The organism is Rhizobium album, assembly GCF_003122325.1.
In the GTDB taxonomy this organism is placed as follows: Bacteria; Pseudomonadota; Alphaproteobacteria; order Rhizobiales; family Rhizobiaceae; genus Metarhizobium; species Metarhizobium album.
This window is the reverse complement of the sequence record NZ_QFBC01000025.1, coordinates 1-26537: the sequence shown is the minus strand read 5'-3', so window position 1 is coordinate 26537 and position 26537 is coordinate 1. Positions and strand designations below refer to the sequence as shown.

Here is a 26537-nt window from a genome sequence, read left to right as displayed (position 1 = left end):
AAATGCGTTATTCGGCGTCGAGCGTTTCGACCACCAGATTGTGATTTGTATAAACGCAGATATCGGCGGCGATATCGAGCGCGCGGCGGACGATTTCTTCGGCCGTCTTGTCGGTATCGACGAGGGCGCGTGCGGCGGCGAGCGCATAATTGCCGCCCGAACCGATCGCCATGACGCCGTGTTCGGGCTCCAGCACGTCGCCGTTGCCGGTGATTGCCAGCGTGATCGACTTGTCGGCCACCAGCATCATGGCTTCGAGATTGCGCAGATATTTGTCGGTGCGCCAGTCCTTGGCAAGCTCGACGGCGGCGCGCATCAGCTGGCCGGGGTACTGGTCGAGCTTCTTTTCGAGGCGCTCCAGAAGCGTGAAGGCATCCGCCGTGGCACCGGCAAAACCGGCGATGACGTCGCCCTTGCCGATGCGGCGCACCTTGCGGGCATTGCCCTTCATTACCGTTTGTCCAAGGCTCACCTGGCCGTCGCCGGCCATGACCACCTTGCCGCCCTTGCGGACTGTCAGAATCGTTGTCATCAAACACCCATTGGCCGGTCCTTCCGGCTTTCGTTTCCGCCGTTTTCCCGGCGCTTGAGAGCCTATGTAAGCGGCTGCGGCGCGATTACAATCCGTTGAACACCTCCGCAGCTTTTCCCATGTAGGGGGATTGGCCTTTTCCTTCCCCGGCTGCTGGATTCTTCGGCCGTCGCCTGATAAGGAGCGGCGATCATACCGGATGGAGCCTGCCATGGCAGAGACGTTGAGCCGCACCGCCAGCATTTCCCGCAAGACCAACGAGACCTCGGTTTCCGTGTCCGTCAACATCGACGGCACCGGCACGGCCAAGATCTCGACCGGCGTCGGCTTCTTCGACCATATGCTCGACCAGCTCTGCCGCCATTCGCTCATCGACATGGACATCGAGACCAAGGGTGACCTTGAAGTCGACGATCACCACACCGTCGAGGATACCGGCATCGCCATCGGCCAGGCGATTGCCAAGGCGCTCGGCGACCGTCGCGGCATCACCCGCTACGCCTCGCTCGACCTCGTCATGGACGAGACGATGACGAAAGCCGGCGTCGATCTTTCCGGCCGTCCCTTCCTCGTCTGGAACGTCAATTTCAGCGCGCCGAAGATCGGCCGCTTCGATACCGAGCTGGTGCGGGAATTCTTCCAGGCGCTGGCCCAGCATGCCGGCATCACCCTGCATGTCATGAACCATTACGGCGCCAACAACCACCATATTGCCGAAACCTGCTTCAAGGCCGTCGCCCGCGTGCTGCGTGCGGCAACGGAAATCGATCCACGCCAGGCCGGCCGTGTTCCCTCGACGAAGGGCACGCTGGTCTGATAGCCGAAAGGCCGGACTGTTCATGGCAAGTTTTCTGGTTCTGATACCGCCCGGCGGTCCTTTCGCCGATCATGCCGGCACCCGTTTCCTGCGCGACGGATTTTCGTTCTTCGGTTTTGTCCTGCCGGCGATCTGGCTGTTTACCCAGCGCGCCTGGGTTCTTGGCCTTGCCGTGCTCGTCATACAGATCGCCGCCCTGACGCTGATGGCGCAGGACGGACTTGCGCCGGTCGTCGCAGTCGTGCTTTTCGCCGTTTCGCTGCTGACGGCGCTGGAAGGCGTGCATATCCAGTCGATGCTGCTACAGCACCGCGGCTGGGTTCTCGACGACGTCGTCGTTGCCGAAACGCTCGGCGACGCCGAAGACATCTATTTCGGCAGCCTGCCCATGACAGAAGAGACGGCCCGTCCCGTTGCCGCGGATTGGTCCAGGACTTCGCAATCAAGCGCGTCCCGCACCCCGGGCGGCGCCACATTCGGCCTTTTTGACTATGATGGAGGACGCTGATGCGCGTCGCGATTATCGATTACGGATCCGGAAACCTGCGTTCGGCGACAAAAGCCTTCGAACGCGCCGCCCGCGAAGCCGGCATCGATGCGCATATCGATCTCACCGACAAGCCGGAGCATGTGGCGATCTCCGATCGCGTCGTGCTGCCGGGGGTCGGAGCCTATGCCGACTGTCGCCGGGGCCTCGACGCCGTATCCGGCATGAGCGAAGCGCTGCGGGAGGCGGTGGAGGCCAAGGCCCGGCCTTTCCTCGGCATCTGCGTCGGCATGCAGCTGATGTCGTCGCGCGGCCTTGAAAAGACGATCACCGACGGTTTCGGCTGGATCCCCGGCGACGTCGTCGAGATGACGCCCGCCGACCCTTCTCTGAAAATACCGCAGATCGGCTGGAACACGCTCAATCTCAACCGGCCGCATCCGCTCTTCGACGGCATTTCCACCGGGCCGGACGGGCAACACGCCTATTTTGTCCATTCCTACCATCTGGCGGCGGAAAATCCCGAAGACGTCATCGCCACCACCGATTATGGCGGTGCGATGACCGCCTTCGTCGGCCGCGACAACAAGGTCGGGGCGCAGTTCCACCCGGAAAAGAGCCAGACGCTCGGCCTCAAGTTGATCGCCAATTTCCTGCGCTGGAAGCCCTGAGCCATGCCCCAACAGATCGGAATTTCGCGATGATCCTCTTCCCCGCCATCGACCTCAAGGACGGCCAGTGCGTTCGCCTCAAACTCGGCGACATGGATCAGGCGACCGTCTACAACACCGACCCCGCCGCCCAGGCGAAAACCTTCGAGGACCAGGGTTTCGAGTGGCTGCACGTCGTCGACCTCAACGGCGCCTTTGCCGGCCATACGGTGAACGGCGAGGCTGTCGATGCCATCCTGAAGGCCACCGACAATCCGGTGCAGCTCGGCGGCGGCATCCGGTCGCTCGGCCATATCGAGGCATGGCTGACGCGGGGTCTTGCCCGCGTCATCCTCGGCACCGTTGCCGTGCGCGATCCGGCGCTGGTGATCGAGGCCTGCAAGGAATTTCCCGGCCAGATCGCCGTCGGCATCGATGCCAAGGGCGGCAAGGTGGCCGTCGAGGGCTGGGCGGAAGCCTCCGAACTCGGCGTCATCGAGCTTGCGAAAAAATTCGAGGGCGCCGGCGTCGCCGCCATCGTCTATACCGACATCGATCGCGACGGCATCCTGACCGGCATCAACTGGGCTTCTACGCTGGAATTGGCCGATGCCGTGTCCATCCCCGTCATCGCTTCCGGCGGCCTTGCCTCGCTCGACGACATCCGCCGCATGCTGGAGCCCGATGCCGCCAAGCTGGAAGGCGCGATCACCGGCCGGGCGCTCTATGACGGCCGCATCGATCCGAAGGAGGCGCTGGCGCTGATCAAGGCTGCCAAGGAGGCAAAACAATGACCCTCAAAGCCCGCGTGATCGCCTGTCTCGATGTGAAGGACGGCCCGCGACGCCCGCAGCCGCTTTGCGGCGAGGACGCGCAAACAGGAAAGGCGGCCGGCCGATGACCCTCAAAGCCCGTGTGATCCCTTGTCTCGATGTGAAGGACGGCCGTGTCGTCAAGGGCGTCAACTTCGTCGATCTCATCGATGCCGGCGATCCGGTCGAGGCGGCGAAAGCCTATGACGCGGCCGGTGCCGACGAACTGTGTTTCCTCGACATCACCGCTTCCTCGGACAATCGCGACACCATTTTCGACGTGGTTTCGCGCACCGCCGACCACTGCTTCATGCCGCTCACCGTCGGCGGCGGCGTGCGCACCACCGCCGATATCCGCAAGCTGCTGCTCTGCGGCGCCGACAAGGTGTCGATCAATTCGGCGGCGGTGAAGAACCCGGATTTCGTGGCCGAAGCTGCCGACAAGTTCGGCAACCAGTGCATCGTCGTCTCGATCGACGCCAAGAAGGTATCGGCTGCGGGCGAGGCCGACCGCTGGGAGATTTTTACCCATGGCGGCCGGCAGCCGACCGGCATCGATGCGCTGGATTTTGCCCGCCGCATGGTCGAGCGCGGCGCCGGCGAACTTTTGATCACCTCAATGGATCGTGACGGCACCAAGAGCGGCTACGACATCGCGCTCACCCGCGCCATCGCCGATTCGGTGCGGGTACCGGTGATTGCGTCGGGCGGCGTCGGCACGCTGGACGACCTGGTCGCCGGCGTGACCGAGGGCCATGCGACGGCGGTGCTGGCCGCGTCGATTTTCCACTTCGGCACCTTCACCATTGGTCAAGCAAAACATTATATGCAGGACCATGGCATTGCCATGCGACTGGACTGAAAGCAGGCGAATGAGCGGATTTTCCCTTTCCGATCTTGAAGCGATCATTGCCGAGCGGGCAAAAGCCTCCCAGGACCAATCCTGGACGGCCAAGCTCGTTGCCGCCGGCCAGGCGAAGGCTGCCAAAAAACTCGGCGAGGAGGCGATCGAAACGGTGATTGCCGCCATCGCCGACGATCGCGAAAACCTGACCTACGAAGCGGCCGACCTCCTCTACCATTTGCTGGTCGTCCTCAAGATTGCGGATATTCCGCTGGAACAGGTCCTTGACGAATTGCAGCGGCGCACGACGCAATCCGGCCTCAAGGAAAAGGCCAGCCGGCAGGGTACATGATGGATATTTCCAAGGAAATCGCAGTGCCCGAGACGCTCGACCATTTCCAGCCCAACGGCTTTTCGCCCTACCACTTCTTCTCGTCGGAAGAGTGGGCGCAGTTCCGCGCCGATACGCCGCTGACGCTGACGGGCGACGAAGTGAGCCGGCTACGCTCGCTGGGCGACCCGATCGACCTGCAGGAAGTCCGGCGCATCTACCTGTCGCTGTCGCGGCTCCTGTCGTCGCATGTCGAATCCTCGCAGCTGCTGTTCGAGCAACGCAACCGCTTCCTCAATCTCTCTGGCGCGGTGAAGACGCCCTTTGTCATCGGCATTGCCGGTTCGGTCGCCGTCGGCAAATCGACCACCGCCCGCGTGCTGAAGGAGCTCCTGGCGCGCTGGCCATCGAGCCCGAAGGTCGACCTTGTGACGACGGACGGTTTTTTGTTTCCCAATGCCGTGCTGCAGAGCAAGCGGATGATGGACCGCAAGGGTTTTCCGGAAAGCTACGACGTGGCTGCGGTCCTGCGTTTTCTCTCGGCAATCAAGGCCGGGCGGCCGGACGTGCCGGCGCCGCGCTACTCGCACCTGACTTATGACGTGCTGCCCAACGAATTTACCGTCATCGACCGGCCGGACATCCTGATCTTCGAAGGCATCAACGTGCTGCAGTCCCGCGACCTGCCGGCGGATGGCAAGATCGTGCCGATGGTCTCGGACTTCTTCGATTTTTCGATCTATATCGATGCCGACGAAGATCATATCCACGACTGGTACATCACCCGCTTCATGCGGCTGCGGCAAACCGCCTTCCGTGATCCGAACTCCTACTTCCACCGCTACGCCTCGATCGGCGAAAGCGAGGCGCTGGAGATCGCCGAAGGCCTGTGGAGCAAGACCAACCTGCGCAACCTGCGCCGCAACATCCTGCCGACGCGGCCGCGCGCCGACCTTATCCTGCGCAAGGGCGTGGATCACCTGATCGAAGCAGTCGCCCTGCGCAAGCTTTGAGATCTTTCCGCCTGCACAGATCCCGTTGACGTTCGTCGGAGTTCCTTAGCCGGAGTCCGCGGGCACGGTCACCCGGCGCAGCGTCAGGTTGATCCGCCCGCCGTTCTTCAGGAGCGTCGAGGTTTCGGGGTAGATGCGGTCGACGCCGTGGAAGCTGAGGCGCGCCTCGCCGCCGAGCACGACGACATCGCCGCTCTGCAGCTTCACCGAATGGGTCTTGTCCTTGCGGTTCAAGCCGCCGAAGCGGAACAGGCAGCTGTTGCCGAGCGAAATCGACACCACCGGCGCGCTCCGATCCTTTTCGTCGCGGTCCTGGTGCAGGCCCATCTTGGCCTCGTCATTGTAAAAATTCACGAGGCAGGCTTCGGGCCGGACCGGCGTTTCGGCAACCGTGTCCCAGAGCCGCAGCAATTCTTCCGGCATCGGCGGCCATGGCTCGTTCGTCACCGGATGCGTCGGCTGGTATCGATAGCCCCTCTCCTTGTCCGTCACCCAGCCGAGCAAGCCGCAATTGGTCATACGCACCGACATCGGCTGGCCGGTCTTCGGCATGATGGGCAGGTATAGCGGTGCGGCGGCGGCCACGGTGCGGATGCGCTCCACGAGATTTTCCTGCGCCGCACGGTCGAGGAAACCGGGAAAATGCCGGATGCCGCCGGGAAGAACGATCATGGCCGAAACACCCGGCTCCGGCAACTCATTCGCCTCCCCCCGGCTTGCCGCGCATCTTCTTGACGTCGGACCGGCCGGCCTTTTCCTTCAGCCGGCGTTCGACCGAACCTTTCGTCGGCCGGGTCTTCTTGCGCGGCGGCGGCGGCGGTTCGGCGGCCTTGAGGATCAGCTCCTTCAGCCTGTCGCGCGCATCCTCGCGATTGCGCTCCTGGCTGCGAAAACGGTTCGCCTCGATCATCAGCGTGCCGTCCTTGGCCGCACGGCGGCCGGCCAGCTTCAGCGCATTGTCCTTGATCCGCTCGGAAAGCGACGGGGAATTACTGATGTTGAAGAACAGCTGGACGGCCGTCGACACCTTGTTGACGTTCTGCCCGCCGGCACCGCCGGCCAGCACGAATTGTTCCGTCAGCTCCCAGCCGGCAATGGTAATGCGGTCGTTGATGTAAAGCGCGTCACTGGCCATGTTTCCGTCTCCGAGCGCGATCTATTTCACATCGCCCGCGCCTTGAAAACCCGAATCCATCCGGCAAGAACGGCGAAACCCGGCAGCCGAAGCCACCGGGTTTCACGTGAATCATGCCCGCCAGGATTTATTCGGCTGCAACCGCCGTGCGAGGCGCGGCATCGCGGACCTTGCCGTCGACATGGCTTTCGAACTTGGAAAAGTTGCCGATGAACATGCCGACCAGCTTTTTCGCCTGCGCGTCATAAGCGGCCTTGTCGGCCCAGGTCGAGCGCGGGTCGAGAATGCCGGTATCGACGCCCTCGACCTTCACCGGCACGGCGAAGCCGAAATTGGCATCGGTGCGGAACTCGGCCTTCTTCAGCTCGCCGGTCAGGGCAGCCGTCAGAAGCGCGCGTGTCGCCTTGATCGGCATGCGGTGGCCGGTGCCGTAGGCGCCGCCGGTCCAGCCGGTATTCACCAGCCAGCAATCGACGCCGTGGCGATTGATCAGTTCCTTCAGCAGGTTGCCGTATTCGGCCGGATGACGCGGCATGAACGGCGCGCCGAAGCAGGTCGAGAAGGTGGCTTCCGGCTCGGTGACGCCCTTTTCCGTGCCGGCGACCTTGGCGGTGTAGCCGGAGAGGAAGTGATACATCGCCTGTTCCGGCGTCAGCCGGGCAATCGGCGGCAGCACGCCGAAGGCATCCGCCGTCAGCATGATGATCGTCTTCGGATGCGGGGCGAGGCCGGTTTCCGATGCATTCGGGATGAAATGCAGCGGATAAGCACAACGGGTGTTTTCCGTCAGCGAGGCGTCGTCGAAGTCCGGCACGCGGTTTTCATCGAGCACGACGTTTTCCAGCACGGTGCCGAAACGTTTGGTCGTGGCATAGATCTCCGGCTCGGCTTCGGCCGACAGCCGGATGGTCTTGGCGTAGCAGCCACCTTCGAAATTGAAGATGCCGTGTTCGCCCCAACCGTGCTCGTCGTCGCCGATCAGCGTGCGGCTGGGATCTGCCGACAGCGTCGTCTTGCCGGTGCCCGACAGGCCGAAGAACACCGCGGCATCGCCATCATTGCCGACATTGGCAGAGCAATGCATCGGCATGACGCCCTTGGCCGGCAGCAGGTAGTTCAGCACGGTGAACACCGACTTCTTCATTTCGCCGGCATAAGACGTGCCGGCGATCAACACGAGGCCGTTGGTCAGGTCGCAGGCGATCACGGTTTCACTGCGGCAGCCATGACGCTCCGGATCGGCGCGGAAACTCGGCAGGTCGATGATCGTCAGCTTCGCCTCGAACGTCTTGAGCGTCGAACGCTCCGGACGGATCAGCAGGTTGCGGATGAACAGCGAATGCCAGGCGAATTCCGTCACCACCCGCGACGGCAGGGCGTTTTCGGCATCGGCGCCGCCGATCAGGTCCTGGACGAACAGCGTCCGGCCCTTGGCATGCGCCAGCATGTCCTGGTGCAGCAGATCGAAATGCGGGCGCGACATCGGCTTGTTGTTGTCCCACCAGATCTTGTCTTCGGTGTCGGCATCACGGACGACGAACTTGTCCTTGGCGGAACGGCCGGTGTGCTGGCCGGTGAGCGCCCGCAACGCTCCGTCCGCCGTCAGGTCGGCTTCACCGCGACGAATCGATTCTTCGTAGAGACGGCTTTCGTCCAGGTTGTAATAAACCTGCGCCGCCTCGTGAAGGCCGATTGCCGCAACCCCGAGAGCCGGGTTGTGAATGCCCATTTCGTCCATGTGGCGTTTCCTTTGCTGGGAAGATCGATGTCGGTGAATTTTCGGGAAAATAGACAGCGATTTTTAAAAGGGCAAGATGCCTCTCCTAAAATATTCAATAATATCAATATATTAATCGATTTAAAAAAATAACAGTTCTTTTAAATCGTTTAAAAGAGGTATTTTTATGCGTGGTGGGAAGCGCTGCGGACGGTGCGCCGGCGCTGGTGGATGGCTTCACCCTTTATCTTTGCCACAATTTGTTCCACCTTTATCCCCATGAAGCGCTTCGATCGCCACCTGGGCTTAGGCAACTGCCGGGAGATGCGCACCTATGACGATGGAGACGAATACCATGCAGACAATCGCGCTCGTTGACGACGACCGCAATATCCTCACATCCGTATCGATCGCGCTCGAGGCGGAAGGATATAAGGTCGAAACCTACACGGACGGCGCTTCTGCCCTCGACGGCCTGCTCGCCCGTCCGCCACAGATGGCCATCTTCGATATCAAGATGCCGCGCATGGACGGCATGGAGCTGTTGCGCCGCCTGCGGCAGAAATCCGATATTCCCGTCATCTTCCTCACCTCCAAGGACGAGGAAATCGACGAATTGTTCGGCCTGAAGATGGGTGCCGACGATTTCATCACCAAGCCGTTCTCGCAGCGCCTGCTCGTCGAGCGCGTCAAGGCGATCCTGCGCCGGGCGGCCAACCGCGAACAGGCGGCAGCCGGCACGGCGGCAAAACCGACCGCAGCCCAGCAGGCGGCACGCTCGCTGGAGCGCGGCCAGCTGGTCATGGACCAGGAACGGCACACCTGCACCTGGAAGGGCGAGCCGGTAACGTTGACCGTCACGGAATTCCTCATCCTGCATTCGCTGGCGCAACGCCCCGGTGTGGTGAAAAGCCGTGACGCCCTCATGGATGCCGCCTATGATGAACAGGTCTATGTCGATGACCGCACCATCGACAGCCACATCAAGCGGCTGCGCAAGAAGTTCAAGGTCGTCGACGGCGATTTCGACATGATTGAAACCCTTTACGGCGTGGGTTATCGCTTCCGCGAAGCTGCCTGAGTCGCCTCAGGCGTCCGGCGGAAAAGAAAAGGCAGGACCGGCCGGGCGATTGAGCCCGCCCCTGCGGAAGGCAGATCGACTTGGCAACAGTGCCCTTGGAGAGGGATATCGACGATACCGAGAGCCCGGTCGTGCGCCGCGGAACGCGACGCTATCTGTCGCGCCCGTTCACGCTGATCCGGCGGATCTTCGGCAATGCCGTGTTTTCCAGCCTGACGCGGCGCATCCTGTTCTTCAATCTGGCAGCCCTGCTGGTTCTGGTCGGCGGCATCCTCTATCTCAACCAGTTCCGAGAAGGCCTGATCGACGCCCGTGTCGAAAGCCTGCTGACCCAGGGCGAGATCATCGCCGGCGCCATCTCGGCCTCCGCCTCGGTCGATACCAACTCCATCACCATCGACCCGGAAAAGCTGCTCGAGCTGCAGGCCGGCCAGAGCATCACGCCGATCCCGAACGACGAGGACCTGGAATTCCCGATCGATCCGGAACGCGTGGCGCCGGTGCTGCGCCGGCTGATCTCGCCGACCCGCACCCGGGCCCGCATCTTCGACGCCGATGCCAACCTGCTGCTCGATTCGCGGCACCTCTATTCGCGCGGCCAGGTTCTGCGGTTCGACCTGCCGCCCGTCGAGGACGAGCAGGGCAGCTGGAGCAGCCGCTTTGCCAACTGGGTCAACAAGATCCTGCAGCCGAGCAACCTGCCGCAATACAAGGAAGCGCCGGGCGGCGACGGTTCGATCTATCCGGAAGTGATGAATGCGCTGACCGGCGTGCGCGGCGCCGTCGTGCGTGTCACCGACAAGGGCGAACTGATCGTCTCGGTCGCCGTTCCCGTGCAGCGCTTCCGCGCCGTGCTCGGCGTGCTGCTTCTGTCGACCCAGGCCGGCGACATCGACAAGATCGTCCATGCCGAGCGGCTGGCGATTCTGCGCGTCTTCGGCGTCGCGACGCTGGTGAACGTCGTTCTTTCGCTGCTTCTGTCGTCGACCATCGCCAATCCGCTGCGCCGTCTGGCGGCGGCGGCGGTGCGGGTGCGGCGCGGCGCCAAGACGCGTGAGGAAATTCCGGATTTTTCCGTGCGCCAGGACGAGATCGGCAATCTGTCCGTCGCGTTGCGCGAGATGACCACGGCGCTCTACGACCGCATCGATGCCATCGAAAGTTTCGCCGCCGATGTCAGCCATGAACTGAAAAACCCGCTGACCTCGCTGCGCAGCGCCGTCGAGACGCTGCCGCTGGCGCGCACGGAAGACTCCAAGAAGCGACTGCTCGACATCATCCAGCACGACGTGCGCCGCCTCGACCGCCTGATCAGCGACATTTCCGACGCCTCCCGCCTCGATGCCGAACTGGCCCGTTCCGACGCCAAGCAGGTGGATCTTGAGATATTGCTCGGCAATCTCGTCGAGATTTCGCGGCAGATCCGCAGCAACAAGAAACCGGTAACGCTCGACTTCCTCGTCGATCGCAAGGCGCATCCGAAGGCGCGCTTTACCGTAACCGGCCATGACCTTCGTCTGGGGCAGATCGTCACCAACCTGATCGAGAACGCCCGCTCCTTCGTGCCCGTGGATGGCGGGCGCATCCTGGTGCGGCTGTCGCGCTCGAAATCGCGCTGCATCGTCCATGTCGAGGACAACGGTCCCGGCATCCAGGCGGAAGATATCGACCGGATTTTCGAGCGCTTTTATACGGACCGGCCGGAAGCGGAAGGTTTTGGCCAGAATTCCGGCCTCGGCCTGTCGATCAGCCGCCAGATCGCCGAGGCGCATGGCGGTACGCTGAAAGCCGAAAACATCCTCGATGTCGAGGGCCAGTTATGCGGCGCCCGCTTCGTCCTGTCGCTGCCGGCAGACCAGCCGCTATGAGCCGCCCCGCCGTCAATATCCACGGCACGGCAATCGTCATCGGAACCTGCGGTCTCTTGTTTGTCGGCCCTTCCGGCATCGGCAAGTCGAGCCTTGCCTTTTCCTGCCTGGCACAGGCGCGGCGCGAGGGTCTTTTCTCGGCGCTGGTCAGCGACGACCAGGTTTTCGTCAGCCAACAATCGGGCCGCGTCGTGGCACGGGCGCCGGACGCCATCACCGGCCTGATCGAGGTGCGCGGCAGCGGCATCGTCGAAACAGAGACCCTGTCGCCTGCCCTGCTGCACTATGCCGTGCTGCCGGTGGACCTGCGCAATTCGGACCGCCTGCCGGCGGAAGGCGAACATTTCGAACTGTTTGAAGGCGCTCTTTTGCCTCTGCTGCGCATTGCCGCGACGGTTCCGGATCCGCTGGCGGTGCTTTCCGCCTTCATCGCTTTTAACGGAAAACCGCCTTCCGGGGGGGATTCCTCGCCAAACTTGCGACGTTTTTAACTTGCACTTCGTCTTTTCGCTGCCAAGATGTGCCGCCGACGGTGGACGGGATTGTTGCGTTGCGATATCTGCCCACCTGTTTGCGTATCGCAGGGAGCAGAATGATCATGATCGGACTTGTGCTTGTCACCCATGGCAAGCTGGCAGAAGAGTTTCGTCATGCCGTGGAGCATGTGGTCGGTCCACAGAAACAGATCGAAACGGTATGCATCGGACCCGAGGACGACATGGACCAGCGGCGGCAGGACATCCTGGAAGCCGTCACACGCGCCGATGCGGGCCATGGCGTCATCATTCTGACCGACATGTTCGGCGGCACACCCTCGAACCTCGCCATCTCCGCCATGAGCAGCGGACACATCGAAGTCATTGCCGGGGTGAACCTGCCGATGCTGATCAAGCTGGCCGGCGTGCGCGGCGAAAACAACATGGAAAAGGCGCTGGTCGAAGCTTCCGAGGCCGGGCGCAAATATATCAACGTGGCAAGCCGCGTTCTCAGCGGCAAATGATGGACTTTTAAGACCCTTTCATGTCCGACCTCTCCCGGGAACTGCTGATCATCAACAAACGCGGTCTGCATGCCCGCGCCTCCGCAAAATTCGTGCAGACGGTCGACGGCTTCGACGCCACGGTGACGGTGTCCAAGGACGGCATGACCGTCGGCGGCACCTCGATCATGGGACTGATGATGCTGGCGGCAAGTCCGGGATGCACCATCCACGTCACCACCAGCGGCAACCAGGCCGCCGAAGTCCTCGAAGCGCTCGACCGGCTCATCCAGAACCGTTTCGGCGAAGAAATGTAATCGCCGTCACGTTGATATAAAGACATAAAGACTTCTTTATATCACTGTTGCCTTCCCCCTTGAAGCCTGATACATGGGCTGCAGCATCCGCGTATGCTGCGGAGGTGATTTCCCGCATCCCCTTCCCCGCCCTGCCGACCGGCGTTGCGGCAGGGGCTGTTCATCCATCCTGGAGAGCTTCATGAGCGCTGAAAAAGATTACGTTGTCGCCGATATCGGTCTTGCCGATTTCGGCCGCAAGGAACTGAACATTGCCGAAACCGAAATGCCGGGCCTGATGGCCTGCCGCAGCGAATTCGGCCAGACGAAGCCGCTGAAGGGCGCCCGCATCACCGGCTCGCTGCACATGACGATCCAGACCGCCGTGCTGATCGAAACGTTGGTCGCGCTCGGCGCCGACGTCCGCTGGGCATCGTGCAACATCTTCTCGACCCAGGACCACGCCGCCGCCGCGATCGCCGCCACCGGCGTTCCGGTCTTCGCCGTCAAGGGCGAATCGCTCACCGAATACTGGGAATACACCGACAAGATCTTCCAGTGGGCCGATGGCGGTCTCTCCAACATGATCCTCGACGACGGCGGCGACGCCACCATGTACATCCTGCTCGGCGCCCGCGCCGAAGCCGGTGAGGACGTGCTCTCCAATCCCGGCTCCGAAGAAGAAGAGATCCTGTTCGCGCAGATCAAGAAGCGCCTCAAGGCAACGCCCGGCTGGTTCACCAAGCAGCGCGACGCAATCAAGGGCGTCACCGAAGAAACGACGACGGGCGTTCACCGCCTGTACGAACTGTCCAAGAAAGGTCTGCTGCCCTTCCCGGCGATCAACGTCAACGATAGCGTCACCAAGTCGAAGTTCGACAACAAGTACGGCTGCAAGGAATCGCTGGTCGACGGCATCCGCCGCGGCACCGACGTGATGATGGCCGGCAAGGTTGCCGTCGTCTGCGGTTACGGCGACGTCGGCAAGGGTTCGGCTGCCTCGCTGCAGGGCGCCGGCGCCCGCGTCAAGGTCACCGAAATCGACCCGATCTGCGCCCTCCAGGCCGCTATGGACGGTTTTGAAGTGGTGACGCTCGAAGACGTCGTCTCCAGCGCCGACATCTTCATCACCACCACCGGCAACAAGGACGTCATCCGCATCGAGCATATGCGCGAGATGAAGGACATGGCGATCGTCGGCAACATCGGCCACTTCGACAACGAGATCCAGGTCGCCGCGCTGCGCAATCTCAAGTGGACCAACGTCAAGCCGCAGGTCGACCTGATCGAGTTCCCGAAGGGCAACCGCATGATCCTTCTCTCCGAAGGCCGCCTGCTCAACCTCGGCAACGCCACCGGCCATCCGTCCTTCGTGATGTCGGCCTCCTTCACCAACCAGGTGCTGGCGCAGATCGAGCTGTTCACCAAGCCTGGCGAATACAAGAACGAGGTCTACATCCTGCCGAAGCACCTCGACGAAAAGGTCGCCCGCCTGCACCTCGAAAAGCTCGGCGCCAAGCTGACTGAGCTTTCGCAGACCCAGGCCGACTACATCGGCGTTTCGCAGCAGGGCCCGTTCAAGGCTGAACACTACAGATATTGATAAGCACTTTCTTATCCACAACATATGGTGGCCGCCGGCTTGACAAAGCCGGCGGCTTCTTTTTTGGGCGAATGGCTTCCCGCAAATTCCCTTAAACAGTATTGTTTTAGAACTTGATTCGCGGTTTTCCGGCACTCGGCCGGTGGCCACGACCATCGGATGTCTTGTCGATCATGCGGCACGAAGGACGGAGACAGACCGGGAATGACGGTAATGAAAAGCAGCCTGTCTGGCGGGACGGGTGAACGAGGATGCGAGAACGAGGGATCTGACGAGAGATCCCGCACTCAGCAGCCCGGTATTGGGATAGTGGCACAGAAACGAACCGGAAAACGCAGCCTGCGCACGCGTTTCTGGCGCTTGTGCCTGTCGGGAACGGCGCTGGCGGGATATGCCGGCGTTGCCTTTGCCGGCGTGGAGGCGGAAGAGGCTGTGACGGCCCGCCTGTTCACATCGACGGAAATGATCACCTCGTCGGTCATCATCGGCGTGATTTCCGCCGTGCTTCTGTCAGCGGTCTGGCTGATCCGCCAGAAGGGCAACATCGAGAGCGAAAGCCGGGAGATCCGCACCGCGCTGTCCGACGCCAACCAGAAGATTTCGCGCTACCATTCGCTGATCGCCGACAAGAACCGGCGCATCGTCATCTGGGACGCGCTGGAAGGCCAGCCGGAATTTCTGGGCCAGCTGCCGGCGGAAACCGGCGCGCCGCAGCAGGACGGGGACTTCCTGGCCTTCGGCCGCTGGATGAAATCGCATTCGGCCGGCGAGCTTGAAAAGGCGATCGAAAAGCTGCGCGGCAACGCCCAGAGTTTTGACATGGTGGTCGAAACCCAGCGGGAAGAAGTGCTGGAAGCGCAGGGCCGGGTGTCCGGCGGTCGCGCCTTCGTGCGCTTCATCGCCCTCAACAATCTGCGCGCCGAGCTTGCGGAGCTGAAGATCGAGCGGGATCGCCTGCTGCATTCCATGTCCACCTTCCAGACGCTGCTCGACGCCATCGACCTGCCCGTCTGGCAGCGTGACCGCGAAGGCAAGCTTGCCTGGGTGAACGAAGCCTTCGGCGAGGCCGTCGAAGCGACCTCGCCCGACCAGGCGGTGCGCGAGGAACGCGAACTCCTGAGCACCGTCGCCCGTGAGCGCATCCGCGCTTCGGCCACGCCGGAATCGCCGTTCCACGACAAGATTTCCACCGTCGTGCACGGCAATCGCACCTTCTTCGACGTCGTCGACATCAAGAGCCCCGACGGTTCGGCCGGCATGGCCATCGATGTTTCCGAAGTCGAGGCGGTACGCGAAGAATTGAAACGCACCCTGAAGGCGCATGCCGAGACGCTCGATCACCTGGCGACGCCGGTGGCGATCTTCGACGGCGAACGCCGGCTGCAATTTTACAACCAGGCTTTCCAGCAGCTCTGGGAACTGGACATTCCGTTCCTGGATTCCAAGCCCGACAACAGCGAGCTGCTCGACCGCCTGCGCGCCGCGCACAAGCTGCCGGAGCAGCTGAGCTGGAAATCCTGGAAAGAAAACACGCTGGCCGTCTACCAGGCGCTCGATACCAAGACTGACCTCTGGCACCTCCCGAACGGCCAGACGCTGCGCGTCTTCGCCACGGCGCATCCGCAGGGCGGTGCGACCTGGGTGTTTGAAAACCTCACCGAGCAGGTGGATCTCGAAACCCGCTACAACACGCTGGTCAAGGTCCAGGGCGAAACCATCGACCATCTCTCCGAAGGGGTTGCCGTCTTCGGTCCGGACGGGCGCATCCGCCTGTGCAATCCGGCCTTCCGGGCGCTCTGGGGCATTTCCGAGGCGGAAGCCAAGCCCGGCACGCATATTCGCGGGCTGGAAACCGCCTGCGCCGTTGCCTACGACCAACCGGATGGCTGGCGCCGCTTCGGCCAAATGATCACCAGCTTCGACGACGAGCGTCCGTCATCGCAAGGAACGCTGGAGCTGCGCACCGGGCTGGTGCTCGATTACGCCGTGATTCCGCTGCCGAACGCCCAAACCATGCTGACCTTCGTCAACATGACCGACAGCGTCCGCGCCGAACGGGCGCTCACCGAAAAGAACGAGGCGCTGCGCAAGGCGGACGCGCTGAAGAACGATTTCGTCCAGCACGTCTCCTACGAGCTGCGCTCGCCGCTGACCAATATCATCGGTTTCACCGATCTCCTGAAGACACCCGGCATCGGCGAACTCAACGATCGGCAGGCGGAATATATCGATCATATCTCGACGTCCTCGGCGGTCCTGCTGACCATCGTCAACGATATCCTCGATCTCGCCACCGTCGATGCTGGCATCATGCAGCTGAATTTTTCGGAAATTTCGCTGGACGACCTGCTCGACGACGTCTCGATCCAGATCGCCGACCGGCTGCAGGAAAGCAATGTGACTCTGGAAATCACCGCGCCGGCCAATCTCGGCACCGTGGTGGCCGACCAGCAGCGCCTGAAGCAGATCCTCCTGAAAATCCTGACCAATGCCGCAAACTTCGCGCCGGAAAATTCCATCGTGGCGTTGAAATGCTGGCGCGAGGATGCGGATTTCGTCTTCTCCGTCGCCGACAAGGGACCGGGCATTCCCGAAGAACTGCTGAACTCGGTGTTCGACCGCTTTGCCGCCAGCGGCAAGGGCGGAAAGCGCAGCGGCGCCGGCCTCGGCCTTTCCATCGTCGAGAGCTTCGTCAGCCTGCACGGCGGCAAGGTGACGATCGACAGCCGCGCGGGCGAAGGCACCACCGTGCTGTGCCGCATTCCTTCGGCCGAACTGCCGCAGGTTGTCGCCGCCGAATGAGCCTTTCCCCGGATGCTCTAACGTTGACGCTGGCAGACGAGGCCGACACCATCCGGCTCGGCGAGGATCTGGCGCTGGCGTTGCGGATCGGCGATTGCCTGGCCCTGACCGGCGACCTCGGCGCCGGCAAATCGACGCTGGCGCGCGCCTTCCTGCGCGCCATGGCCGACGATCCCGACCTCGAAGTGCCGAGCCCGACCTTTACGTTGGTGCAGGCCTACGATCTGCGAATTCCGGTGACACATTTCGACTTCTATCGCCTGGCCGATGGCAGCGAGCTTGACGAACTCGGTTTCGAGGAAGCGCTGAACACCGGCATCTGCTTGGTGGAATGGCCGGAAATGGCCGAATCCGAACTGCCGCAAAACCGCATCCGGCTGATCCTCGAACACGAAGGCGACGGCCGGCGGGCGACGATCATCGCCGATGCGCCGCAACGGCAGCGGATCGAACGGGTTCTCGCCATCCGCGATTTTTTGAGCCGGCAGGGTCTGGGTACGGTGAAGCGGCGATACCTCACCGGCGACGCCTCGGTGCGGGCCTATGAATATCTGCCGCTCGATCACGGCAAGCGGCTGATTCTCATGGACTGGCCGCGCCAGCCGGAAGGCCCGCCCGTACTCGACGGCAAGCCTTATCCGAAGGTGGCGCATATCGCCGAAGACGCCTATCCGTTTGTCGCCCTGGCCCACGCCCTGCGCGAGCGCGGATTTGCCGCGCCCGAAATCCTCGCTGCGGATTACGATCGAGGTATCCTGCTGCTCGAAGATCTCGGCACCGATGGCGTGCTTGACGACGAAGGCCGGCCGATTGCCGAGCGCTATCTCGAAAGCGCCCGTTTTCTCGCCGCCCTGCATGAAAAGCCGGTGGCGCGGGACATTCCCGTGACGGCCGACCACACGCACCACATCCCCGATTTCGACCGCACCGCCATCAAGATGGAAGCCCGGCTGCTGATCGACTGGCACCTGCCCTGGAAACGCGGCACCCCGGCAACGGAGGCCGAGCGCGAGAGCTACAGCGCCATCTGGAATGGCCTGGTCGATCGCCTGGAACGGACGGAAAAAAACCTGCTGTTGCGCGATTTCCATTCTCCGAACATCATCTGGCGACCTTTCGAAAAGGGCGTGCGGCGCATCGGCCTCATCGATTTCCAGGATGCGATGATCGGGCCGACGGCCTACGACGTCGCGTCGCTGGTCCAGGATGCGCGCGTCACCATCTCCCCCGATTTGCGCCGGCAACTGATGGAAACCTATCTTGCCGCCCGGCGGGCACAGGGCGGTTTCGACGAGGACGGTTTTCTGACCGCATGGTCGATCATGGCGGCGCAGCGCAATTGCAAGCTCGCCGGCCTGTGGGTGCGGCTGATGCAGCGCGACGGCAAAGCCGGCTACATGAAACACATGCCGCGGACGCTCGCCTATCTGGCAACGGCGCTCGAACATCCTGATCTTGCCCCCTTGCGCGATTGGTGCGCGGCAGTTGGAATAGGCGAACCCGAATCATAGGCGCCAGTTTCAGATGACGATCACCAATGCCATGGTGCTGGCCGCAGGACTTGGAACCCGCCTGCGCCCGATCACCGACACGACCCCGAAACCGCTGGTGAAGATCGCCGGCAAGCCGATGATCGATTATGCCCTCGATGCGCTCGCCGATGCCGGTGTCGAACGGGCCGTGGTCAATGTCCATCACCATGCCGACCAGATGCTCGCCCATCTCGGGCAATACGGCCGCCTGCAGATCATCGTTTCCGACGAGCGCGACCGGCTGATGAATTCCGGCGGCGGACTGGCAAAAGGCATCCGCCTTCTCGACCGCCAACCGCTTCTCGTCATGAATGCCGACCTCTTCTGGATCGAGCCGCCCGCCGAAAAAACGAACCTGCAGGCGCTGGCCGATTTTTTCGACCCCGAGCGCATGGACATGGCGCTGCTTTGCGTCCGGCTGGAGGATACCACCGGGCATAACGGCAAGAAGGACTTCAACCTCGCCGATGACGGCCGGCTGATGCGGTATCGCGAGGGCGATCCGCGGCCGGTGGTGTATGCCGGCGCCATCGCCATGCTGCCGGCGCTGCTCGACGACGCGCCGGACGATGCCTTCAATCTCAACATCTGCTTCGACAAGGCGATTGCCAGCGGCAGGCTTTACGGCCTGATGATGCACGGCCACTGGCTGACTGTCGGCACGCCCGATGCGATCGGCGAGGCGGAAGCAACGCTGGCCCGCCTGCGGGAGCCCGTCTGAGCCATGGCGGAGACGCGCCACAAAACCGTCTGGACCATTCCGCCCGGGCTGCCCTTCCTGAAAACATTGGCGGCAGCGCTCTGCGATGGCCGGCTGACGGATCGTTTTCGCCACGACCCGGCCGATCCGCTTTCGCTGGCCAAGATGACGATCTTCCTGCCGACGCGGCGTGCCGCCCGTGTATTGCGGTCGGAATTCGTCGATCTGCTCGGCGGCCAGTCCGCCATCCTGCCGGTCATTCGTCCGCTCGGCGAAACCGATGACGACAGCGGTTATTTCGATATCGATTCGCCGGCTATCCTGGACCTGGCCCAGCCGCTGCCGAGCACGGCCCGACTTCTCGAACTGGCGCGGCTCATTCTCGCCTGGCGCAACCGGCTGCCGCAGATCGTCCGCGACATCCATTCCGATTCGCCGCTGGTGGCGCCGGCAAGCCCGGCCGATGCCATCTGGCTCGCCCGCGACCTCTCCGACCTCATCGATTCGCTGGAAACGGAAGAGCGCGACTGGGACGACCTCGAAAAGCTGGAGGCGCAGGATCATGCGCTCTGGTGGCAGCTCACCACGGAATTTCTGAAGATCGCCAGCGCCTTCTGGCCGGCGCGGCTGGCCGAACTCGACCGGTCTTCGTCGGTCCGGCATCGCAATGCCCTGCTGCGCGCCGAGGCGCATCGGCTATCGCACTTCCAGGCGCCGGGACCGGTGATCATCGCCGGATCGACCGGTTCCATTCCGGCAGCGGCCGAGCTGATCCTTGCCGTCTCCAACATGCGCGACGGCGTGATCGTCCTGCCCGGCCTCGATCTCTCCATGTCGGAAGACGAATGGCGGCTGGTGAACCCGGAGCTTTCGCCCGGCGAACGCAGCGACCCCGCCACCTGCAGCCATCCGCAATACGGGCTGTTCCATCTCCTCAAGCGGCTGGGGCTGACGCGCGACGATGTCCGTCCGCTCGGGCACGCTGAACCGGACATGGCGTTGCGCGCCAAAACCCTGTCGCAGGCCATGGTGCCAGCCCGCGCCACCGACCGCTGGAGCGCCTGGCAAGCAGCAAACGAGACGGCAGCGCTCGAAGCGGCCTTCCGCGATGTCGCGCTGATCGAGGCTTCCAACGAGCGCGAGGAAGCAACGGCAATCGCCATCGCGCTGCGGCTGGCGCTGGAGGAACCCGGTGCCAATGGCCCGTCGCAGGCCGCGCTGATCACGCCGGACCGGGCGCTTGCCCGGCGGGTGACGGCGGAGCTTGCCCGCTTCGGCATCACCGCCGACGATTCTGCCGGCACGCCGCTTTCGGCCACGCATCAGGGCACGCTGCTGCAATTGATGCTGGAGGCGACGTTGCGGCCCGGCGATCCCGTCGCCATCGTTTCGCTTCTCAAGCACCCCCTCGCCCGTTTCGGCCTCGACCGTGACCGGCTTGCGGCCGCCGTCGATGCGCTGGAACTGCTTGCGCTGCGCGGCGGCGTGAGCGAGGTCGATATCAGCGAACTCGGCCCGCTTCTGGAAAAACGCCTCCTCGAACAGGCGGACGACCGGCACGCGCCGCAATGGCGTCTGTCGCTTGGGGCCGATGCCGAAGAGGAAGCCCGCGACCTGGCCGCCCGGATCGCCGTAGCGACGGAACCGCTCGCCTCGGCTCTGGTGCGCCGCCGCCGCGACGGACGCGGATTGACGACGACGTACACGCTGACCGAATGGGCCGAACGCACCGGCCGCGCCCTGGAGGCGGTCGCCATCGACGAACGCGGCGACCTGGCCGCCCTGTGGTCGGGCGAAGCGGGTGCAGCCCTTGCCGATCTGCTCAAGAGCATCATCGAAACCGACGGCCAGATCGAGGCAGACGGGCCGCAATGGATCGATATCATGGCCGCCTTCACCACCGGCGAGGCGGTGAAGCCGCGGGCGATGAGCCATCCGCGCGTCTTCATCTTCGGAACGCTGGAAGCACGGCTGCAGAGCGTCGATACCCTGGTACTCGGCGGCCTGAACGAAGGCTCGTGGCCGGACCAGACCTCGAACAATCCCTTCATCTCCCGCACCATGAAGACCGAGATCGGCCTGCAGCCGCCGGAACAGCGCATCGGCCAGCTCGCCCACGATTTCGAGATGGCGAACGGCACGCGGCATCTGATCTATTCCCGGGCGCTGCGCCAGGGGGCGACGCCGACAGTCGCCTCGCGCTGGCTGCAGCGGCTACTGGCGCTCTGCGGCAAGCCGTTCGGCGAAACGCTGAGGCGGCGCGGCGACCGCTACCGCCAATGGGCCGGACTGCTGGATGGCGGCGAGAACCAGGAAGGCGCAAGGCGCCCCGAACCCCGGCCGCCGCTGTCGCTGCAGCCGCGCAGATATTCCTTCAGCCAGGTGGGGCGGCTGCGGCGCGACCCCTATTCGATCTATGCCCGAAACGTGTTGCGGCTCGATCCCGTCGATCCCTTCAACCGCGATCCCGGCGCTTCCGAACGTGGCACGCTGTATCATCGCATCATCGACCGGTTCACGCGGGAAAAACACCGGGCGGGAACGCCTGCCGCGGCAGCGGCGATGGAAAACATCCTCAACGCGCTGTTCGACGCCGAGCAGCTGCCGGCCCATATCGACACGGTGTGGCGGCCGCGCTTCCGCGAGGTGGCCCGCGCCTTCCTGCGCTGGGAGCAGGAACGGCAGGGAGAGATCCAGAAGACGCATACGGAAATTGCCGCCGGCTGGGAGATCGGTGAGATCGGTATCCGGCTCACCGGCGTTGCCGACCGCATCGACATCACCGGCCCGCAAAGCGCCGACATCATCGATTACAAGACCGGCTACAATCCTTCGCCGTCGCAGGCGCGCGCCCTGCTCGATCCGCAGCTGGCGCTGGAGGCGGCCGCCCTTCGCGCCGGCGCCTTCCGCGAGGTCGGGGCGATCGAACCGGAAAAGCTGATCTACGTCCGTCTGCGGCCCGGCGACCGCTTCAAGTCCGAGACGGTCAACAACGAGCTTTCCGGCCGCGGCGACCGCAGCAAGGCGAAATCCGCCATCGATCTTGCCGAAGACTCCATGGATCAGTTCATCAAGTTCGTCCAGCTGCTGCAAAGCGGCGAGAAGGGTTTTGCCTCGCGGCTGATCCCGATGAGCGAACAGGATTTTGGCGGCGACTACGACCATCTCGCCCGCGTTGCCGAATGGTCGACGGCCGAAAACGAGGAGCCTGGCGGCGATGAGTGACACTGCACCGCTGCCGGAAGGCGATGACCCGCTGACCTGGATCGGCTGGACGACCGTGCAGCAGGCGGTCGCCTCCGATCCCGCCCGCTCCGCCTGGGTGTCTGCCAATGCCGGTTCCGGCAAGACGCATGTGCTGACGCAGCGGGTAATCCGGCTTTTGCTCGCCGGTTCGCGCCCCTCCTCGATCCTCTGCCTGACCTATACCAAGGCCGCGGCATCGGAAATGTCGAACCGCGTCTTCCAGCGGCTGTCGGAATGGGCGATCCTGCCGGACGAGGAACTGCGCAAGCGGATCGAAACCATCGAGGGCGAACCCGCCGATGTATTCAAGCTGGCGGAAGCGCGGCGGCTGTTCGCCAAGGCGCTGGAAACGCCGGGCGGCCTGAAGATCCAGACCATTCACGCCTTCTGCGAAGCCCTGCTGCACCAGTTTCCGCTGGAGGCCAATGTCGCCGGGCATTTTTCGGTGCTCGACGACCGCGCCGCCGCCACGCTTCTTTCCGATGCGCGCCGCTCGCTTTTGACCGCGACCTCCACCGAGGGCGATGCACGGCTGGCGGAAGCCTTTGCGCAGGTGCTGGAGCTGGCCGACGAATCCGGCCTCGAAACGCTGCTCGGCGATATCGTCGCCAACCGCAATGCGATCCGCCATTTCATCAATGCCGCTGCCGAGATCGGTTCGGTCGAGGATGTGCTGCGTGCCCGCCTCGGCATCGCGCCGGGAGAAACGGAAGCGGCTGTCATCGCACGCTACTGGCCGCTGCCGGAGCTTTTCGGCCCGCAACTCGACACCTATCTGCGGCTTGCCGACGAAAAGGGCGGGGTGAAGGTGCAGGACGTGGCGCAGGGCCTGCGCCGTGCCGCCGCCGAGACCGATCCGCGGCTAAGGGCACAGATGCTGGAAAGCATTTTCCTGACGCAAAAGGGCGAGGCCAAGGCGGATACGTCGCTGATCGCCAAGGCGATGAAGGATGCGGCCCCCGGCCTGGTCGACGTCCTGACGACGGTGCGCCAGCACATTCTCGCCTGCCGCGACCGGCTGCGGTTGCTGCGCATGTTCGAGGCGACGCGGGCAGCGCTGGTGCTGGCCGAACGGCTGAACAGCGACTATGACGACCTGAAGAAGGTCCGCAGCCAGCTCGATTTCGAGGACCTGATCGATCGCGCCGCAACGCTTCTGACCCGCAGTGGCGTCAGCCCCTGGGTGCACTACAAGCTCGACCAGGGCATCGACCATATCCTCGTCGACGAGGCGCAGGATACCAGCCCGGTGCAATGGAGCGTCATCCAGTCGCTTGCCGAGGATTTCTTTTCCGGCCAGAGTGCCCGCGTGGCGCGCCGCACGCTGTTTGCCGTCGGTGACGAAAAACAGTCGATCTACTCCTTCCAGGGCGCGCGTCCCGAACGGTTTTCGCGCGAAAGCGAAGAAACGGCGCGCCGGGTGCGGCTGAGCGGGCAGGGGTTTTCGCCGGTGCGGCTGCCGCTGTCGTTCCGCTCCACCGCCGACGTGCTTGCCGCCGTCGACCAGGTATTTTCGCTCGATAGCAACGCCCGCGGGCTGAGTGCCCGCGGCGATCCGGTCGTGCACCGCTCCAGCCGCATCGGCCATCCCGGCGCCGTCGATCTCTGGGACATGGTGGCGCCGGAGCCGGCTGCCGCCGAAGAGGATTGGACCGCCCCCTTCGATGCCACGCCGGAAAGCGCGCCCGCCGCCATCCTGGCCGGGCGGATTGCCCATGTCCTGTCCTCGCTGGTCGGCAAGGAAACCATCATTGAGGGTGGCGCAGAACGGCCGATCGAAGCCGGCGACATTCTTGTCCTGGTGCGCAAGCGCGACAGTTTCGTCAACGCGCTCACCCGCGCCCTCAAGCGGCGCAACAATATTCCGGTGGCGGGCGCCGACCGCCTGCGGCTGACGAACCACATCGCCATCCAGGACCTCTTGGCGCTCGGTCGCTTCATGCTTCTGCCGGCGGACGACCTTTCCCTTTCGGCGCTGTTGAAAAGCCCGCTTTTCGATCTTTCCGAGGAAGATGTCTTCGAGATCGCCGCCCTGCGGCAGACCGAAGACAGCGTCTGGCATCACCTGCAACAGCTGGCGGCGGAGGGAAATCCGCGCCTGCAGGCGGTGGTCGGGCGGCTCGGCACCTTCCTGCGCATGGCGCGGGAGCTTTCGGTGCATGATTTTTATGCCCGCGTGCTCGGCTCGCAAGGCGGGCGTCGAAAATTTCTGGCGCGGCTCGGAACCGAGGTCAGCGACATCCTCGACGAATTCCTGACTTTTGCCCTCGATCACGAACGTTCCGGCCTGCCGGGCCTGCAATCCTTCGTCTCGACGCTGGAGCTCGAGGCACCCGAGGTCAAGCGCGAGCAGGATAAGGGCCGCAACGAAGTGCGGATCATGACCGTGCATGCGGCCAAGGGGCTGGAGGCACCGATCGTCTTCCTGGTCGACGGCGGATCGAAGGCTTTCACCCATACGCATCTGCCGAAATTCCGGCTGCTCGCCTCCGAAGACGAGACCGTGCCGCTGCCGGTCTGGGTTCCGGTCGGCGGTCTTGGCAATGCGCTCACCGATGCCGACACCGCCCGCCTGCAAGGGCTTGCCGAGGAAGAATATCGGCGGCTTCTCTACGTCGCCATGACACGGGCCGCCGACCGGCTGATCGTCTGCGGTTATCGCGGTGTGCGCGACAATCCCGATACCTGGCACAAGATGATTGCCGCAGCGCTGGCGCAGCACGATACCTTTTGCAAACCGGCCAGCTTTTCCGGACCGGATGGCGAATGGGGCGGGCTTTCCTGGCGCGTTCCCGGCATTTCCCGGCAGATCGAGCGCAAGCAGCGCGAGACAATCGAAAACGCAACGCAAGACCTGCCGCCGGCCCTGGGGCAGGCCCTGCCGCCGCAAAAATATCTGCCACGGCCGCTCAGCCCGTCCGGCGCCGGCCTGATCGTCGACGACGAGGCGGACGACCTGGTGGTCGCGTCGGCATTGTTCGGCGAGAAGGCAGCACGCGGCGACCGGTCGCTGGAACGCGGCAAGCTCACCCACCGCATGTTGCAGATCCTGCCTGACATGCCGGCGCCGGAGCGCGAGGCGGCGGCCATTCGTTATCTGGAACGGGCGGCGCGTTTCTGGCCGGCGGCAGAACGCCAGAGCCTTGCCGCCTCGGTGCTTTCCGTTCTTTCCCATCCCGAGCTTGCGGCCGTCTTTTCGTCCGAAGCCCGTGCCGAAGTGGCCGTCATGGGAACGGTGCGCATCAACGATCAGGATTATGCCGTTTCCGGCCGCATGGACCGGCTGGCGGTCGACGGCGACCGCGTCATCCTCGTCGATTTCAAGACCAACCGCGTTCCGCCGGTCAATGCAGCCGGTGTTTCGCTGGCCCACAAGGCGCAGCTTGCCATCTACCGGGAAATCCTCAAGCCGCTTTATCCGGATAAACACTTCGACTGCGTGCTGGTCTATACCGAGACGGCCAACCTGATCCGCCTTTCCCGCGAAGATCTCGACGCCAGCCTTGCCGCGCTCAAGACAAAGTGAGATACGGAGCATTGAAATTCCGTCATCTCAGCATCACATAGCAAGCAACAGAATTCTTCCGCAAAGGAGCAGCCTCATGGCGACCGTGAAAGTCGATAGTGCCAATTTCCAATCCGAAGTCCTGAATTCCGCCGAGCCGGTGGTCGTGGATTTCTGGGCCGAATGGTGCGGCCCGTGCAAAATGATCGCTCCGAGCCTCGAAGAGATTTCCGCTGAACTGGCCGGCAAGGTGAAGATCGCCAAGCTGAACATCGACGAAAACCCGGAACTGGCCGCCAAGTTCGGCGTCCGCTCGATCCCGACGCTCGCCATCTTCAAGGGCGGCGAAGTGGCCGACATCAAGGTCGGTGCTGCTCCGAAGACGGCGCTTTCCAGCTGGATCTCCAACGCCGCCTGATCGGCCGATCCGAATACAGACGAAAAAGCCCGGCTTCGACCGCCAGCCACTAACTTAAATGTGGAATCGTTAGGACCATATTCAGCAATACCCCTTATAACGCAGGTTATCGGGGGTATTGCTCATGCCGGAGATTTCTTCGGAAGGCCAAAATCGATTTCGATTGCCA

Annotated in this window: 23 protein-coding genes; 19 read left to right on the top strand and 4 right to left on the bottom strand. The window is 63.3% G+C overall.

What is annotated here, in order from left to right:
* Positions 1 to 7: 7 nt before the first annotated feature.
* A complete protein-coding gene (gene hslV, locus DEM27_RS30840) occupies positions 8 to 532 on the bottom strand; it encodes an ATP-dependent protease subunit HslV (RefSeq protein WP_109462077.1) in 525 nt (174 codons plus the stop codon).
* A 211-nt stretch (positions 533 to 743) separates the two neighbouring features.
* On the opposite strand from hslV, the gene hisB reads away from it, so the two are divergent.
* From hisB to coaA, 7 genes are all read left to right on the top strand, one after another.
* A complete protein-coding gene (gene hisB, locus DEM27_RS30835; RefSeq protein WP_109462076.1) occupies positions 744 to 1349 on the top strand; it encodes an imidazoleglycerol-phosphate dehydratase HisB in 606 nt (201 codons plus the stop codon).
* Between the two features lie 22 nt (positions 1350 to 1371).
* Positions 1372 to 1857, top strand: a complete 486-nt coding sequence (locus tag DEM27_RS30830; RefSeq protein ID WP_109462075.1) for a DUF2628 domain-containing protein — start codon at positions 1372 to 1374, stop codon at positions 1855 to 1857.
* A complete protein-coding gene (gene hisH, locus DEM27_RS30825; RefSeq protein ID WP_109462074.1) occupies positions 1857 to 2507 on the top strand; it encodes an imidazole glycerol phosphate synthase subunit HisH in 651 nt (216 codons plus the stop codon). Before DEM27_RS30830 ends, hisH begins: the two co-directional genes overlap by 1 nt.
* Positions 2508 to 2536: 29 nt before the next feature.
* Positions 2537 to 3280: a 1-(5-phosphoribosyl)-5-[(5-phosphoribosylamino)methylideneamino]imidazole-4-carboxamide isomerase gene (gene hisA / locus DEM27_RS30820; RefSeq protein ID WP_109462073.1), complete on the top strand. Its 744-nt coding sequence runs from the start codon at positions 2537 to 2539 to the stop codon at positions 3278 to 3280.
* Positions 3281 to 3383: 103 nt separating this feature from the next.
* On the top strand, positions 3384 to 4160 hold the full coding sequence (hisF, locus tag DEM27_RS30815) for an imidazole glycerol phosphate synthase subunit HisF (RefSeq protein WP_109462072.1): 777 nt from the start codon (positions 3384 to 3386) through the stop codon (positions 4158 to 4160).
* A 10-nt stretch (positions 4161 to 4170) separates the two neighbouring features.
* Entirely contained in the window at positions 4171 to 4494 is a 324-nt protein-coding gene (locus tag DEM27_RS30810) for a phosphoribosyl-ATP diphosphatase (RefSeq protein ID WP_109462071.1), read from the top strand.
* The gene (gene coaA / locus DEM27_RS30805; RefSeq protein ID WP_109462100.1) at positions 4494 to 5486 is read left to right on the top strand and encodes a type I pantothenate kinase; all 993 of its coding nucleotides are present in this window, start codon (positions 4494 to 4496) and stop codon (positions 5484 to 5486) included. The genes DEM27_RS30810 and coaA overlap by 1 nt, the downstream gene beginning before the upstream one ends.
* Before the next feature lie 45 nt (positions 5487 to 5531).
* Here coaA and DEM27_RS30800 read toward each other — a convergent pair whose 3' ends face one another.
* From DEM27_RS30800 to DEM27_RS30790, 3 genes are all read right to left on the bottom strand, one after another.
* Positions 5532 to 6158: an alpha-ketoglutarate-dependent dioxygenase AlkB family protein gene (locus DEM27_RS30800; protein ID WP_109462099.1), complete on the bottom strand. Its 627-nt coding sequence runs from the start codon at positions 6156 to 6158 to the stop codon at positions 5532 to 5534.
* Positions 6159 to 6183: 25 nt separating this feature from the next.
* Entirely contained in the window at positions 6184 to 6621 is a 438-nt protein-coding gene (gene arfB / locus DEM27_RS30795; protein ID WP_109462070.1) for an alternative ribosome rescue aminoacyl-tRNA hydrolase ArfB, read from the bottom strand.
* Positions 6622 to 6748: 127 nt separating this feature from the next.
* Complete coding sequence (locus DEM27_RS30790) at positions 6749 to 8359, bottom strand: phosphoenolpyruvate carboxykinase (RefSeq protein WP_109462069.1); 1611 nt, start codon at positions 8357 to 8359, stop codon at positions 6749 to 6751.
* A gap of 334 nt (positions 8360 to 8693) precedes the next feature.
* On the opposite strand from DEM27_RS30790, the gene DEM27_RS30785 reads away from it, so the two are divergent.
* The 12 genes from DEM27_RS30785 to trxA all read left to right on the top strand — a co-directional run bounded on the left by DEM27_RS30785 (position 8694) and on the right by trxA (position 26368).
* On the top strand, positions 8694 to 9419 hold the full coding sequence (locus DEM27_RS30785) for a response regulator transcription factor (protein ID WP_205908994.1): 726 nt from the start codon (positions 8694 to 8696) through the stop codon (positions 9417 to 9419).
* Between the two features lie 131 nt (positions 9420 to 9550).
* Complete coding sequence (locus DEM27_RS30780; RefSeq protein ID WP_245446245.1) at positions 9551 to 11287, top strand: stimulus-sensing domain-containing protein; 1737 nt, start codon at positions 9551 to 9553, stop codon at positions 11285 to 11287.
* The gene (locus tag DEM27_RS30775) at positions 11284 to 11778 is read left to right on the top strand and encodes an HPr kinase/phosphorylase (RefSeq protein ID WP_109462066.1); all 495 of its coding nucleotides are present in this window, start codon (positions 11284 to 11286) and stop codon (positions 11776 to 11778) included. Before DEM27_RS30780 ends, DEM27_RS30775 begins: the two co-directional genes overlap by 4 nt.
* A gap of 107 nt (positions 11779 to 11885) precedes the next feature.
* On the top strand, positions 11886 to 12287 hold the full coding sequence (locus tag DEM27_RS30770) for a PTS sugar transporter subunit IIA (RefSeq protein ID WP_109462098.1): 402 nt from the start codon (positions 11886 to 11888) through the stop codon (positions 12285 to 12287).
* Positions 12288 to 12307: 20 nt separating this feature from the next.
* Complete coding sequence (locus tag DEM27_RS30765) at positions 12308 to 12583, top strand: HPr family phosphocarrier protein (protein ID WP_109462065.1); 276 nt, start codon at positions 12308 to 12310, stop codon at positions 12581 to 12583.
* 181 nt (positions 12584 to 12764) lie between these two features.
* Positions 12765 to 14165, top strand: coding sequence for an adenosylhomocysteinase (ahcY, locus tag DEM27_RS30760; protein WP_109462064.1), 1401 nt, complete (start codon positions 12765 to 12767; stop codon positions 14163 to 14165).
* A gap of 213 nt (positions 14166 to 14378) precedes the next feature.
* Positions 14379 to 16967 (top strand): PAS domain-containing sensor histidine kinase, encoded by a 2589-nt coding sequence (locus DEM27_RS30750; RefSeq protein ID WP_109462063.1) that lies wholly within the window; start codon positions 14379 to 14381, stop codon positions 16965 to 16967.
* On the top strand, positions 16964 to 18478 hold the full coding sequence (gene tsaE / locus DEM27_RS30745) for a tRNA (adenosine(37)-N6)-threonylcarbamoyltransferase complex ATPase subunit type 1 TsaE (RefSeq protein WP_109462062.1): 1515 nt from the start codon (positions 16964 to 16966) through the stop codon (positions 18476 to 18478). The genes DEM27_RS30750 and tsaE overlap by 4 nt, the downstream gene beginning before the upstream one ends.
* A gap of 13 nt (positions 18479 to 18491) precedes the next feature.
* Positions 18492 to 19220, top strand: coding sequence for a nucleotidyltransferase family protein (locus tag DEM27_RS30740; protein ID WP_109462061.1), 729 nt, complete (start codon positions 18492 to 18494; stop codon positions 19218 to 19220).
* Between the two features lie 3 nt (positions 19221 to 19223).
* Positions 19224 to 22424 (top strand): double-strand break repair protein AddB, encoded by a 3201-nt coding sequence (gene addB / locus DEM27_RS30735; RefSeq protein WP_109462060.1) that lies wholly within the window; start codon positions 19224 to 19226, stop codon positions 22422 to 22424.
* Positions 22417 to 25971 (top strand): double-strand break repair helicase AddA, encoded by a 3555-nt coding sequence (addA, locus tag DEM27_RS30730; RefSeq protein ID WP_109462059.1) that lies wholly within the window; start codon positions 22417 to 22419, stop codon positions 25969 to 25971. The genes addB and addA overlap by 8 nt, the downstream gene beginning before the upstream one ends.
* 76 nt (positions 25972 to 26047) lie before the next feature.
* Complete coding sequence (trxA, locus tag DEM27_RS30725) at positions 26048 to 26368, top strand: thioredoxin (protein WP_109462058.1); 321 nt, start codon at positions 26048 to 26050, stop codon at positions 26366 to 26368.
* The last annotated feature ends 169 nt before the right edge of the window (positions 26369 to 26537 follow it).

What these genes read in the sequence shown, in the direction of transcription:
- hslV (WP_109462077.1), bottom strand. Translation starts at nt 532, where the DNA reads ATGACAACGATTCTGACAGTCCGCAAGGGCGGCAAGGTGGTCATGGCC.
- hisF (WP_109462072.1), top strand. Translation starts at nt 3,384, where the DNA reads ATGACCCTCAAAGCCCGTGTGATCCCTTGTCTCGATGTGAAGGACGGC.
- DEM27_RS30790 (WP_109462069.1), bottom strand. Translation starts at nt 8,359, where the DNA reads ATGGACGAAATGGGCATTCACAACCCGGCTCTCGGGGTTGCGGCAATC.
- coaA (WP_109462100.1), top strand. Translation starts at nt 4,494, where the DNA reads ATGGATATTTCCAAGGAAATCGCAGTGCCCGAGACGCTCGACCATTTC.
- trxA (WP_109462058.1), top strand. Translation starts at nt 26,048, where the DNA reads ATGGCGACCGTGAAAGTCGATAGTGCCAATTTCCAATCCGAAGTCCTG.
- DEM27_RS30830 (WP_109462075.1), top strand. Translation starts at nt 1,372, where the DNA reads ATGGCAAGTTTTCTGGTTCTGATACCGCCCGGCGGTCCTTTCGCCGAT.
- DEM27_RS30765 (WP_109462065.1), top strand. Translation starts at nt 12,308, where the DNA reads ATGTCCGACCTCTCCCGGGAACTGCTGATCATCAACAAACGCGGTCTG.
- addA (WP_109462059.1), top strand. Translation starts at nt 22,417, where the DNA reads ATGAGTGACACTGCACCGCTGCCGGAAGGCGATGACCCGCTGACCTGG.
- ahcY (WP_109462064.1), top strand. Translation starts at nt 12,765, where the DNA reads ATGAGCGCTGAAAAAGATTACGTTGTCGCCGATATCGGTCTTGCCGAT.
- DEM27_RS30810 (WP_109462071.1), top strand. Translation starts at nt 4,171, where the DNA reads ATGAGCGGATTTTCCCTTTCCGATCTTGAAGCGATCATTGCCGAGCGG.
- hisH (WP_109462074.1), top strand. Translation starts at nt 1,857, where the DNA reads ATGCGCGTCGCGATTATCGATTACGGATCCGGAAACCTGCGTTCGGCG.
- hisA (WP_109462073.1), top strand. Translation starts at nt 2,537, where the DNA reads ATGATCCTCTTCCCCGCCATCGACCTCAAGGACGGCCAGTGCGTTCGC.
- DEM27_RS30775 (WP_109462066.1), top strand. Translation starts at nt 11,284, where the DNA reads ATGAGCCGCCCCGCCGTCAATATCCACGGCACGGCAATCGTCATCGGA.
- DEM27_RS30770 (WP_109462098.1), top strand. Translation starts at nt 11,886, where the DNA reads ATGATCGGACTTGTGCTTGTCACCCATGGCAAGCTGGCAGAAGAGTTT.
- addB (WP_109462060.1), top strand. Translation starts at nt 19,224, where the DNA reads ATGGCGGAGACGCGCCACAAAACCGTCTGGACCATTCCGCCCGGGCTG.
- hisB (WP_109462076.1), top strand. Translation starts at nt 744, where the DNA reads ATGGCAGAGACGTTGAGCCGCACCGCCAGCATTTCCCGCAAGACCAAC.
- DEM27_RS30740 (WP_109462061.1), top strand. Translation starts at nt 18,492, where the DNA reads ATGACGATCACCAATGCCATGGTGCTGGCCGCAGGACTTGGAACCCGC.
- tsaE (WP_109462062.1), top strand. Translation starts at nt 16,964, where the DNA reads ATGAGCCTTTCCCCGGATGCTCTAACGTTGACGCTGGCAGACGAGGCC.
- DEM27_RS30785 (WP_205908994.1), top strand. Translation starts at nt 8,694, where the DNA reads ATGCAGACAATCGCGCTCGTTGACGACGACCGCAATATCCTCACATCC.
- arfB (WP_109462070.1), bottom strand. Translation starts at nt 6,621, where the DNA reads ATGGCCAGTGACGCGCTTTACATCAACGACCGCATTACCATTGCCGGC.
- DEM27_RS30750 (WP_109462063.1), top strand. Translation starts at nt 14,379, where the DNA reads ATGAAAAGCAGCCTGTCTGGCGGGACGGGTGAACGAGGATGCGAGAAC.
- DEM27_RS30800 (WP_109462099.1), bottom strand. Translation starts at nt 6,158, where the DNA reads ATGATCGTTCTTCCCGGCGGCATCCGGCATTTTCCCGGTTTCCTCGAC.